The sequence below is a fragment of the Mesorhizobium sp. M0898 genome (genome assembly GCF_040319695.1).
Lineage (GTDB): Bacteria > Pseudomonadota > Alphaproteobacteria > Rhizobiales > Rhizobiaceae > Mesorhizobium.
Window position 1 is genome coordinate 24,784 of the sequence record NZ_JAMYOE010000029.1, and the last position, 12,525, is coordinate 37,308.

At 62.6% G+C, this 12,525-nt stretch carries 8 protein-coding genes and 1 tRNA gene; 3 read left to right on the top strand and 6 right to left on the bottom strand.

Annotated elements, in window-relative coordinates:
• Positions 1-3 precede the first annotated feature (3 nt).
• Entirely contained in the window at positions 4-1,467 is a 1,464-nt protein-coding gene (gene betB / locus NKH90_RS24500) for a betaine-aldehyde dehydrogenase (protein ID WP_352821470.1), read from the top strand.
• Here betB and NKH90_RS24505 read toward each other — a convergent pair.
• Both NKH90_RS24505 and NKH90_RS24510 read right to left on the bottom strand, forming a co-directional pair.
• Positions 1,431-3,701 (bottom strand): AGE family epimerase/isomerase, encoded by a 2,271-nt coding sequence (locus NKH90_RS24505; protein WP_352821473.1) that lies wholly within the window; start codon positions 3,699-3,701, stop codon positions 1,431-1,433. The genes betB and NKH90_RS24505 overlap by 37 nt on opposite strands.
• Before the next feature lie 17 nt (positions 3,702-3,718).
• The gene (locus tag NKH90_RS24510) at positions 3,719-5,233 is read right to left on the bottom strand and encodes a phosphomannomutase/phosphoglucomutase (protein ID WP_502898874.1); all 1,515 of its coding nucleotides are present in this window, start codon (positions 5,231-5,233) and stop codon (positions 3,719-3,721) included.
• A gap of 205 nt (positions 5,234-5,438) precedes the next feature.
• Here NKH90_RS24510 and NKH90_RS24515 point away from each other — a divergent pair.
• Positions 5,439-5,515 (top strand) — tRNA-Pro (locus NKH90_RS24515).
• A 501-nt stretch (positions 5,516-6,016) separates the two neighbouring features.
• Complete coding sequence (locus tag NKH90_RS24520) at positions 6,017-7,042, top strand: site-specific integrase (protein ID WP_352821479.1); 1,026 nt, start codon at positions 6,017-6,019, stop codon at positions 7,040-7,042.
• Here NKH90_RS24520 and NKH90_RS24525 read toward each other — a convergent pair.
• The 4 genes from NKH90_RS24525 to NKH90_RS24540 all read right to left on the bottom strand — a co-directional run bounded on the left by NKH90_RS24525 (position 7,017) and on the right by NKH90_RS24540 (position 12,431).
• On the bottom strand, positions 7,017-8,636 hold the full coding sequence (locus tag NKH90_RS24525) for an ABC transporter ATP-binding protein (protein ID WP_352821482.1): 1,620 nt from the start codon (positions 8,634-8,636) through the stop codon (positions 7,017-7,019). The two genes, NKH90_RS24520 and NKH90_RS24525, sit on opposite strands and share 26 nt — an antisense overlap.
• 1 nt (position 8,637) lies before the next feature.
• Positions 8,638-9,756 (bottom strand): ABC transporter permease, encoded by a 1,119-nt coding sequence (locus tag NKH90_RS24530; RefSeq protein WP_352614908.1) that lies wholly within the window; start codon positions 9,754-9,756, stop codon positions 8,638-8,640.
• The gene (locus NKH90_RS24535; protein ID WP_352821485.1) at positions 9,749-10,672 is read right to left on the bottom strand and encodes an ABC transporter permease subunit; all 924 of its coding nucleotides are present in this window, start codon (positions 10,670-10,672) and stop codon (positions 9,749-9,751) included. The genes NKH90_RS24530 and NKH90_RS24535 overlap by 8 nt, the downstream gene beginning before the upstream one ends.
• A 166-nt stretch (positions 10,673-10,838) precedes the next feature.
• Positions 10,839-12,431: a peptide ABC transporter substrate-binding protein gene (locus NKH90_RS24540; protein WP_352821488.1), complete on the bottom strand. Its 1,593-nt coding sequence runs from the start codon at positions 12,429-12,431 to the stop codon at positions 10,839-10,841.
• Positions 12,432-12,525 lie beyond the last annotated feature (94 nt).

The window sequence follows — 12,525 nt, forward strand, 5'->3', positions numbered from 1 at the left end:
GTCATGCGCGCCCAGCCAACGGCATCGCATTATGTCAACGGCCGCTATATCGACGACGAGCGCGGCGCAGCGCTGCCGGTTATCTATCCGGCAACCGGCGAGACCATCGCCATGCTGCGCTTGGCGACGCCGAACGTGCTGGAGCTCGCGATCGAGGCGGCGCGGGCAGCACAACCGGCCTGGGCGCGGCTGAAGGCGGTCGAACGCGGCCGCATCCTGCGCCGCGCCGCCGACATTTTGCGCGCGCGCAATGCCGATCTGGCGCGCATCGAGACGCTGGATACCGGTAAGCCTATCCAGGAGACGCTGGTTGCGGACGCCCCGTCGGCGGCCGACTGCCTGGAATATTTCGGCGGCGCGGTCGCCGCCTTTAATGGCGAGGCCGTGGATCTCGGCGGACCCTTTGCCTATACCAGGCGCGAGGCGCTCGGCGTTTGCGTCGGCATCGGCGCCTGGAACTATCCGATCCAGATCGCCGGCTGGAAATCCGCACCCGCCCTCGCCATGGGCAATGCGATGGTTTTCAAACCATCGGAAAACACGCCGCTATCAGCGCTGGCGCTCGCCGAAATCTACACCGAGGCCGGGCTGCCCGACGGGCTGTTCAACGTGGTCCAGGGTTTTGGCGATGTCGGCGCCGGCCTTGTCGGCCACGATGTCGTCGCCAAGGTCTCGGTGACCGGCTCGGTGCCAACCGGCCGCAAAGTGCTGTCGCTCGCCGGCTCAAAGATGAAGCACGCAACGATGGAGCTCGGCGGCAAGTCGCCGCTGATCGTCTTCGAAGACGCCGACCTCGAAAATGCCATCGGCGGCGCGATGCTCGGCAATTTCTATTCGACCGGCCAGATCTGCTCCAACGGCACGCGGGTCTTCGTGCAGAGCGGCATCCATGACCGTTTCGTCGAGAGGCTGACCGAACGGACGAAGAAAATCCGCATCGGCGATCCGCTCGATCCGGACACGCAGATGGGGCCGCTGGTCTCGAAGGCGCAGCACGACAAGGTGGTCTCTTACATCGAGGCCGGCAAGCAGGATGGCGCGGTGCTCGCCTGCGGCGGCAATGTGCCTTCGCTGCAGGGTTTTCAGGGCGGCTTCTTCGTCGAGCCGACCGTGTTCACCGGTGTCGTCGACACGATGCGCATCGCCCGCGAGGAGATTTTCGGGCCGGTCATGAGCGTGCTGAAATTCGACAGCGAGGACGAGGTGATCGATCGCGCCAACGACACCGAATTCGGCCTCGCCGCAGGCGTGTTCACGCGAGACCTGGCGCGCGCCCATCGTGTCATCGCCGAACTGCAGGCCGGCACCTGCTGGATCAACGCCTACAATCTGACGCCGGTCGAAATCCCCTTCGGCGGCTTCAAGCAATCCGGCATCGGCCGCGAGAATTCGCTCGCGGCACTGGCGCTCTATTCGCAGCTGAAGTCGGTCTATGTCGAGACCGGGGATGTCGCCAGCCCGTACTGATCCTTGGGCGCCGTGCCGTCCAGATACTGCGTCAGCGCGCAGACGAGATGATAGAAGATGCTGGCCGGCACCTCGCTCGCCAAGGAGCGGCCACGCTCGTCGATGCGGTCGATCCACAGGCCGAGCGGTGCCGGATTGATGTGCCAGCGGAACAGCCGGCCGACCCGTGCCTCGATCTCCGGCTTCAGGTCGGGACCGCCCGAACCGTCCAGCGCGATCGCCGCCTTGATCGCTTCGGCCTGCGGCCAGCTGCGCGAGACGCGGTCGAGCGGCAGTCCTTGCCGCGAGACGGCGCCGTAGGCGAGGCCCGTGGCGCGGTTCAGGCCATTGGCGATCGCCGACGCGTAGAGCTTCCGGGCAAGGCCGGTCAAGCCGCTCTGGCCGCTGCGGCCGGCGAAGTCGACCAGCAGCGAGGCCCATTCGAAATGATGGCCGGGTTCGGTCCACGTGCCCTTCTCACCAGGGGTCGGCCGCCATTCATGGTCGAAATACTCACCCAGCGTCCAGCTTTCCGGGTCGAAGAAATGGCTGCGAAACAGATCGACGATGCGCGCGGCGCGACGAAGATGGGCGCGCTCGCCGGTCGCCTGATGCCAGGCCAGGAATGCCTCGAGCAGATGCATGTGCGGGTTGGAGCGGCGCTCGCCCTCGCCGCTCGAGGTCTCGCGGAAGCCGGTCAGGCGTTCGTCCTCGAGATGCGCGTCGATGAACGCAAACGTCTCCTGGCCAAGCCGCAACGCATCGGGATTGCCGCACATATGGGCATGCGCCAGCGCCAGGAGCACGCAGGAATGGTCATAGGCATCCTCGGCGGCGTCGGCGACGGTGCCGTCGACGTTGAGCGTGCGTACCCAGCCGCCATTGTCGGTACGTCCGTGCCTGGCCATGAATTCGAGGCCGTGGCTGATCAGCCGATCGGCCGGGCCGTTCCAGCCGCGCGCCTTGGCGACGGCGAAGGCGTAGATCTGCCTGGCCTGCGTGCGCATGCGCTTGGGTTTCATCAGCGGGGCGGCATCGAAGCCGAGCGCCTCGTGGAACCCGCCGTGGCGCTCATCGACGCCGACCGTCGACCACAACGGCACCGTCTCCTCGAACAGCCAATGGTGCACGCGGCGCTGCCAGGCGCCGCTTTCGATGACGCGGTCGTCGGCGGGCGTGAACCTGGTCTCAAGGCGGCCGCTTTTTTCGAGCTGCTCGACGATCTTCTTGACGTTCTGGCTGTGGCTGACCGGGGCGACGAAAGTGGCGTCGGCGGTCGACACGATGGCGACGTCCTTCAGGCCTATGGCCGACAGCAGGCGGCCGTCGCTGCGGATATAAGAGTTCTCGCAATCGATGGCGACGACATCGCCGACGATGACATTGCCCTGCGTGTCGGAGGGGCCGACGTCGAGCAGCGATTGCCAGGAGCCGAGATCGTTCCAGCGAAAGCCGGCCGGCACCATCGCGATGCCGCTGGCGCGCTCCATGATCGCATAGTCGATCGATGTCGATGGGATGGCGGCATAGAGATCCAGAGGCATGTAGAGGCCGGAAAGATCCGATGTCGCAGCCTGGTAGGCAGCCTCTGTGGCGCTCCAGATGTCGGGCTGGAAGGCCATGAACGCGTCGCGCATGGCACTTGCGCGAAACAGGAAGATGCCGGTGTTCCAGTAGAAATTGCCAGCCTTGAGATAGCTCTGCGCCGTGGCGAGATCGGGTTTTTCGACGAAACGCGAGACATCGCAGATGCCATCGCGCTCGCCGGCCACCTCGATGTAGCCGTAACCGGTCTCGGGTTGGGCGGGCTTGATGCCGAACACAACCAGCCTGCCTTGGCGCGCGGCCGCCGTGCCGGCCTCGATGCTCCGCCAGAATTGCTGTGGCGTCGCGATCTCATGATCGGACGGCACCACCAGCACCAGGCTGTCGCCGAATTCCGACAGCGTGCGCAGGCTTGCCAAGGCGACGGCCGCGGCGGTGTTGCGTCCGGTCGGCTCGAACAGCGGGCCGCCGCCGGAAAGCTCGTGACCGGCAATGTCGGCATGAACGCGGTCGGCATGCCTTTCCGAGGCAATCAGAAAAACCGGCGTTTCGCCTTCCAGCCGCGCGGTCAGCCGGCGCAGCGTCTTGGCCAGCATCGAGCCGTCGCCGGAGAAATCATGGAACTGCTTGGGATTGTCCTCGCGCGACAACGGCCACAGCCGCGAGCCGACGCCGCCGCTCATCACAAAACTGACGATCCGTTCGGTCATGAAAACAAGCCCCGCGTTCAAAAAGTCTGATTGTAGGCGCCGACTTCGGGGCTGCGGCGCAGCACCGCATCGACGGCTTCGAACATCTGCCGGCGCCGCTCGGACGATACCGGGCTCTCCACCACCACCACAAGCTCCGGCTTGTTCGATGATGCCCGCACCAACCCCCATGTACCATCCTCCGCCACGACCCTGACGCCGTTGACGGTGATCAGTTCGCCGATCTTCTGGCCGGCGAAGACCGTGCCCTCGTCCTTCATCTTGCGAAAGTCGCCTACGACGCGCTCGACGACGCCGTATTTGAGCTCGTCGGCGCAGTGTGGCGACATGGTCGGCGTGCCAAAGGTCAGCGGCAGATCGCGATAGAGGTCAGCCATGCTGCTTTGCGGGCTGCGATCCAGCATCTGGCATATGCCGATGGCCGTGACCAGGCCATCGTCATAGCCGCGGCCGATCGGAGGATTGAAGAAGAAGTGGCCCGATTTCTCAAAACCAGCAACGGCGCCGAGTTCGGCCACCCGCCGCTTGATATAGGAGTGACCGGTCTTCCAATAGTCGGTGACCGCGCCATTCTCCTGCAGCACCTTGTCAGTCATGAACAATCCGGTCGACTTGACGTCGACGACGAAAGTCGAGCCGGGATAGAGGTGCGAAATGTCGCGCGCCAGCATGACGCCGACCTTGTCGGCGAAGATCTCGTTGCCTTCATTGTCGACCACGCCGCAGCGATCGCCGTCGCCGTCGAAGCCTAGCCCGACATCGGCGCCCGTTTCCAGCACCTTGTCGCGAATGGCGTGCAGCATCTGCATGTCTTCGGGGTTGGGATTGTAATTGGGAAACGTATGATCGAGCTCGACGTCGAGCGGGATGACCTCGCAGCCGATACTTTCCAGTGCCTCGGGAGCGAAAGCCCCGGCGGTGCCGTTGCCGCAGGCGGCCACCACCTTGAGCTTCCTGGAGATACGCTTTCCCGCGGTCAGATCGTCAAGGTAGGTTTTGCGGAAATCCGCAACGAAGGCGTAGGAGCCACCACCGACAAGGTCGAAATCGCCTGACAGCACGATCGCCTTCAGCGCGCTCATCTCCTCCGGACCGAAGGTCAGCGGACGCGCCGCGCCCATCTTGACGCCGGTCCAGCCATTCTCGTTGTGTGAGGCAGTGACCATGGCGACGGACGGCGTGTCGAGCGCGAACTGGGCGAAATAGGCCATCGGCGACAGGGCAAGCCCGACATCCTTGACCCGTGCGCCGGCCGCCATCAGCCCGGAAACCAGCGCCAGCTTGATGGCAAGCGAATAGGAGCGGAAATCGTGACCGGTGACGATGTCGGGTCCGGCACCCAGGCGACGGATCAGCGTGCCGAGCCCCATGCCGAGCGCCTGGACACCGATTAGATTGAGTTCCGGCGTTTCGTTCGAGCCGGGATGGCCGAACCACCAGCGCGCATCATATTCGCGAAACCCGGACGGCATGACGAGCGCCGAGGTTTCGAACTCGAATGTGTTTGGTCTGGCATCGCTAACGATCTTCATCGACAAGGCTGCAAACTCCAGGCGGCTGAATCAGGTGCTTCGAGGCAAGTGGACGGTTACCCAGATGCCCTTTAAGCCGTGTTTGTGCGACAGGAAACTGAAACCTGTATGACGTGGCGGCGAAAGCGAAAGAAATGCGACAGAAGCGCTGCCATTGGCGCTTGCAGTAACCAAACTCGGCGGCTATAAGCCCGCGGTCTGGTCACGGAGTGTAGCGCAGCCTGGTAGCGCACATCGTTCGGGACGATGGGGTCGCAGGTTCAAATCCTGCCACTCCGACCAGAAAAAACATTGTCCAACCCGGGAGGCAATGGCTCAGGGCTCGTAGGGGCTCTTCCAAGTTGCGCCTGTACATTCGACAAAAAGAGGTTTGGCCGAGGAGAGGCTACGCGGTGCCCGCAGTGGCATCGGATCGCGGCTATTGCTAACGCATGTTCGTCACCGAAAAAAGCGAGATTTCCAAGGCACCGGAAACCTCCCCCGCTTCGAAACGCCAAATCGTCCCGTGAAGGCCGGCGTGAGATTTACACCTCAGTTGCAACCGGAACATGGGATAGCCCGAGCCACCATTTTGATGCGGCTGTCAGCTACCCTCCGGGAATGCACCAAGACTCGTCGTCCGGCGGGAAAGCCAAGCCGGCGCGATTCTGCGCCGCCTTTCGCAAGTCTTTGCATCTCACGGCACTATCGCCCATTTTGCTTGTTGCAAAGCCGGTCTTGTCGCCTCTTCTAGTGATCCCCGTCCGCAGGACGAACAACTTCGGAGCAAAAAAGGGGACCATTGTGACGACCCATCATCATGCCCGCACGGGAGCGGTGTCTAGCGCTTCAGGTATGCTGCGCCCTCAACTCGGGCCTGCCGCCGCAGGCAAATATCAGCGCCCGATCTCCAGGGCCGATGCCCGCCGCCTGACTGTCGGTGACATCCTCGCCGCCTATACCGAAGCACGCCAGGCCAAGATTGCCGGTCGCAAGGAATTTCTCGCCAGGATGCGTTTTCTGAACGAATTCTTCGGCACCGAGCCGGTCGCCAACATCAATGGAGATCGCTGCCGCGCCTATGTCGAGCACCGTTCGCGCGAGCGCAATCGGGTAGAGCGTGAGCGAATCGCCAAGCTCAACGCTGCGGCGATGGAGACCCGCCGTGCGTTACTCCCGGCGTGGCGAGACAAGGACTTTACATCAGGCCCGCGTCGCGATCTTGAGGACCTCCGCTCGGCGATCAACTTTTGGGCCAAGGAATACGGTCTCGATCCGAAGCCGTCCGTCACCTTGCCAGACAAACCAGCAGCGCGCGAGCGCTGGCTGACGCGCGAGGAAGCAGCGGGACTGCTGCGCGCGGCATTGCGGCTGCGCCGGAAGCACGGTCAGTACGCTCATCTCTGCCGCTTTATCATTGTGGGGCTCTACACTGGCTGCCGACATCGTTCAATCCTGCAACTCAATTGGGATGGCGAGGCCGCAGAAGCTTGGCCGGACCTAGGCCGCGGCGTGCTCTACTGCAAAGATCAGCACGCGAAAAAAAGCAAGAAATGGCGTCCGCCGACGCGACTGCCGTCACGGCTGATCGCCCATATGCGCCGCTGGAAGCGTATCGATTGCGACTGCGGGCCGGTCGTCCATGACAGCCTGGGCGAACCGACAAAGCGCATCGAGAAGGCGTTCCGCACCTGCCGCGTGGAAGCCGGGCTCGGCGACGATGTCACCCCGAATGTGCTTCGCTATACCCGCGCCATGTGGCCTGTGCTGTGCGACGTCGACATGTGGCGCATCGCCAGCAAGGCTATGCGCTCAGGCGAAATCGCGTGACATCGATGGCCGCGGCCATCAGTGTCTGTGTGTAGGTTGCCTGCGGATTGCTGAAGATCGCCTCGGCCGGCCCCTCCTCGACGATCTTGCCCTGTTTCATGACGATGATGTAGTCGGCCATGGCGCGCACAACGGCGAGATCGTGGCTGATGAACAGATAGGACAGTTCGTGGTCGGCCTGCAGCTTGCGTAACAATTCGACGATCTGCTTCTGCACGGAGCGGTCCAGCGCCGAGGTCGGCTCGTCCAGCACCACCACTTTAGGCTTGAGTATCATGGCGCGCGCAATGGCGATGCGCTGCCGCTGACCGCCGGAGAATTCATGCGGATAGCGGTTGCGCGTGTTCGGGTCGAGCCCGACTTCGAGCAAGGCATCGACCGCGCGGAGATCGCGCTGCCTGCCCGACAGATTGGGCTCGTGGACCAGGAGCCCCTCGGTGATGATCTGGCCGACGGTCATGCGTGGCGACAGCGAGCCGAACGGATCCTGGAAAACCAGCTGCAATTCGCGCCGCAGCGGCCGCATCGCCTGGCGGTCGGCGTGGGAAATGTCGCGGTCACCAAGCCGGATGATACCGTCGCTGGGCAGGAGCCGCAGCAAGGCACGGCCGAGCGTCGATTTTCCCGAGCCGGATTCGCCGACGATGCCGATCGTCTGGTTGCGCTTCAGCCGTATCGAAATGTGATCGACGGCGCGCAGCAGCAGCGGCTCGCCGCCAAGAAATCCGCCGCCGATCTTGAAGGTCACCTCGACGTTCCTGCCTTCAAGCAGGACAGGGGCATTCGGAGGCGGCGGCGCCTTGGTGCCGGTCGGCTCGGCGGCAAGTAGCATCTTGGTGTAGCCGTGCTGCGGGTTGGCGAAGATCGCTTCCGCCTCGCCCTCCTCGACCACCTCGCCATAGCGCATCACATAGACCCGATCGGCAAAGCGCCGGACGATGCCGAGATCGTGGGTGATGAAGACGATCGCCATGCCGAGCTTGCGCTGCAATTCGGCGAGCAGCATGAGGATCTGCGCCTGGATGGTGACGTCGAGCGCGGTCGTCGGCTCGTCGGCGATCAGTATGTCGGGGTCGTTGGCCAGCGCCATGGCGATCATGACGCGCTGGCGCTGACCGCCCGACAACTCGTGCGGATAGGATTTCATCCGCCGCTCCGGATCGGGAATATGGACCAGCCGCAGCAGCTTGAGCGCCTCCTCGCGCGCGGCGGCGGCGCCAAGTCCGCGATGCTTGCGGATCGGCTCGATCAGCTGGTTGCCGATCGAATAGAGCGGGTCTAGCGACGTCATCGGCTCCTGGAAGATCATGCTGATCTTGCGGCCGCGGATCTTGTTGAGCTCGGGTTTGCTCAAGGTCAAAAGATTGCGGCCGCGATAATCGACTGTGCCGCTGGCTTCGCCGTTCGAGGCGAGCAGGCTCATCGCCGCCATCATCGTCTGGCTCTTGCCGGAACCGGATTCGCCGACGACGGCGACGGTTTCGCCTGATTTGACGTGGATATTGATGCCCTTCACCGCCTCCACCACACCGTCGAGGGTGCGGAAGCGGACGCGAAGGTCCTTGACGCTGAGGATGGTATCGGAAGCAGCCATCTCAACGATCCTTCGGGTCGAGCGCGTCGCGCAGCCCATCGCCGACGAAATTCAGCGCGAACAGCGTGGAGACGAGAAAGAAGGCCGGGAACAGAAGCAGCCAGTTGGCCGAGCCGATGTTCTGGGCGCCAACCGAGATCAGCACGCCCCAGCTGGTCATCGGCTCCTGGACGCCGAGCCCGAGGAACGACAAAAAACTCTCCAGGATAATGACCTGCGGCACCAGCAGCGTCATGTAGATCACCACCGGCCCGAGCAAATTGGGGATCACATGGCGCAGCAGAATGCCGCGCTGGCCGACGCCCATCGCCTCCGCCGCCTGGACATATTCCTGCCGGCGGATCGACAGCGCTTGTCCGCGCACGATGCGCGCCATGTCGAGCCACAGCACCGCGCCGACCGCCAGGAACATCAGCACGAAATTCCTGCCGAAAAACACCACCAGCATGATGACGAAGAAGATGAACGGCAAAGAATAAAGCACATCGACGACACGCATCATCACCTCATCGACCCTGCCACCGGCAAGGCCGGCGGTGGCGCCGTAGAGCACGCCGATAACCACGGCCACAATGCCGGCAAGCAGGCCGATGGCTAGCGATATGCGCCCGGCCATCAACGTTCTGGACAGGAGATCGCGGCCGGTATTGTCGGTGCCGAACAGGAAATATTGCTGCTTGATTGAGGCACTCATCACCATTTCGAGACCGTCCGGCGATTTGCTCTCGATCTTTGTGTCATCAAAGGTATCGGAACGATCAAGGTAGCGAATGTTGCGGTCGTCGATCGGCTTGGACGATTTGACGGTAACGAACACACGGCTGCCCTCCTGCCGCCACTCCTTGATGTCGACGCGCATACGCCTGATCGCCTCATCGAGAGCGCCTTCGATCATGTCGGCCTTCGGATAGGCGGAGAAGCTCGGCGGCGTACGGACATAGTCGGCATAGATGGTGGTGTATTGGTGCGGCACGAAAGAGGGCCCAAACACGCTGATGACGGCGATGAAGGCAAGATAATAGAGGCTGAACATGGCCGCGCGATTGGCCTTGAGGCGCGCCCAGGCGTCACCCCACAGGGACCGGCCGACGACCGGTGCGGCAACTGCGATATCAGTCATAGCGCACCCTCGGATCGACGACCCCATAGAGGACGTCGACGATCAGGTTGAAGACAATGGTGAAGAGCGCGATGACCACCACCGTCCCCATCACCAATGTGTAGTCGCGGTTGAGCGCGGCAACGACAAAATGGCGGCCGATGCCAGGGATAGAGAAGATGGTCTCGACGATGATCGAGCCGGTGAGAAGGGCTGCAGCTGCCGGACCGGTGAAGGAGACGATCGGCAGGATGGCGCCGCGCAGTGCATGCTTGACGACGACTGACCAGTCGGACAGGCCGAGAGCGCGCGCGGTGCGGATGTGATGCGAGTGCAGCGATTCGATCATCGAGCCGCGCATCAGGCGGGCAACAATGGCAATCTGCGGCAGAGCGAGCGTCAGCACCGGGCCGATCTTGTTGATGAGGGCTCCGTCGCCCCAGCCACCGATCGGCAGCAGCTTCCAGGTCAATCCGAATACAAGCTGGATTACCGGGGCGATGACAAAGGTCGGTATGGTGCTGCCGGCGGTCGCCAGCGCGATCACCGAATAGTCGGCAAGCTTGTTCTGGTTGAGCGCGGCAACAGTGCCGAGCACGCTGCCGAGGAGCAGCGCCAGAACGAGCGCCGAAGCGCCGAGTTGGATCGAGATCGGCAGGCCTTCCCTGAACAGCTCGCCGACGGTGAAATCCGGCATGTTGTAGCTGGGGCCGAAATTGCCGCGCAGAAGATTGCCTAAATAATGGAGGTACTGCAGCCAGAGCGGGTCGTTGAGCCCGAACTGGGCTTCGAGATTGGCCCTGATCTCGGGGCTCAGGCCCCGCTCCTGGTTGAACGGGCCGCCCGGCGCGACGCGTATCAGGAAGAACGCTATAGTCACGATGACGAACAGCGTCGGGATGGCGGTCAGGAGCCGCCGGAAAACGAATCGCAGCATCGATGCCCCGCTTGATCCAGAGCAGCGCGCGTCCGGCTGGACGATTGCGCTCTAGCCTTCAAATTTTCGCACCGACATTGTCGAAAATCGAATCCGGTTCCCGGGCCGATGCGATGGCAAACCGGCGCCGCCGCGCATTGAGTCGCGCGGCGGCCTGGCTAAGGGATCAGTCCTTGCTGATGAAGCGGGACGGATGGATGTCCATCACATTGTCGTCGAAGCCGTGCAGCTTCGAGGAAACGATGTCGTGGTAGCTGTAGTAGAGAAGCGGGATCTCGCCGACGTCGTCGACGAGGATGCGCTCGGCCTCGGCGAGTTCCTTCATGCGCTGTTCGGGCTTGCCGCCGGCGGCGGCGGCCTTGTCCATGGCCGCCTCGAATTTCGGGCTGTTATAGCTCGAATAATTGTTGCCGCTGGCCTTGCGAGATATGCCGAGGAAGGTTTCCGGGTCCTTGTAATCGGCGATCCAGGCGGCACGCGCCACATCGTAGTCGCCCTTCTGCTCGAGGAAGGAGTAGTGGGTCTTGGTGTCGGTGTTGAGCAGCGTGACCTCGACGCCAAGCGGCTTCAACTGTTCCTGGATGGCTACAGCGGTGTTCTTGTGGTTTTCCGAGGTGTTGTAGCGGATCTGCATCTTCAACGGATGCTCGGGTGTATAGCCGAGTTTCTCGAGGATCTTCTTGGCAGCGTCCTCGCGGTCGATCTGCGGCATGTCGGCGTATTTGGCCAGTGCCGGCGTGTAGCCCTGGATACCCGGAGGGACCATCGAATAGCCGGGCAGCATCGAATTCTGCCAGACTTTTTCAGCGAGGAAGTCGCGATCGATCGCCATCGAGATAGCGTTGCGCAGTTCGACGTTGTCCCAAGGCGCCTTGTCGGTCTTGATCGCGTAATAGTAGATGCCGAGATATGGCCCGACACGGACCTGGTCGCCGAATTTGGTCTTGAGATCGGCGAGCTGTTCGGTCGGCAGGTCACCGTAACTGTCGAATTCGCCGGCCTCGAAGCGCTTCATCGCGGACGAGCGATCCTCGGTCGGGATGTAGTTGACCACGTCGAACTTGACGCTCGCGGCATCCCAGAATTTCGGATTCTTGACCAGCTTCAGATGGTCGTTGGGAATCCACTCTGCCGCTGTAAAGGCCCCGTTCGAGACCAGCTTGCCTGCCTTGATCCAGTCGGCGCCAAGCTTTTCGATAGACGCCTTGTTAACTGGATAGGTCGCCTGATGGGTCAGCATCTCCAGGAAGTAAGGCGTTGGCGCCTTGAGCGTGACTTCGAGGGTATTTGCGTCAATCGCCTTGACGCCCATATCCTCCGGCTTGCCCTTCTTGGTGTTGACTTCCTCGGCACCCTTCACTGGATAGAGCATGGAAGCGTATTCCGCAGCGGTGGCCGGATCTTCCAGCCGACGGAACGAATAAACGAAGTCGTCCGCCGTCACCGGGCTGCCATCCGACCAGAGGCCGTCCTTGCGCAGCTTGAAGGTGTAGACAGTGCCGTCGTCGGACACCGTCCAGCTTTCAGCGGCGCCCGGAATGAGATTCGTCTTCTGGTCATGCATCACGAGGCCCTGGAACAGGTCGCGTATGATATCGGCTTCGTAGACCGTCGAGGTCTTGTGCGGATCGAGCGTCTCCGCTTCGGCGGCGGCTCCGCGGTTGTAGACGGTCTCGGCGAAAGCCGGCGTGTAGAACGTACCGGCAGCCAAGACCATGGTCGTGGCGAGTACCGTCGCCTTCAGCACATGTTTCAGCATGGAGTTCTCCCTAACGACGTCGCCCTTCGGCCACGTCTCTAAGTGTTGACGCCCCGAAACCGATTGGCTGGTTCCTTTCGAGCGCGCAGCCGGT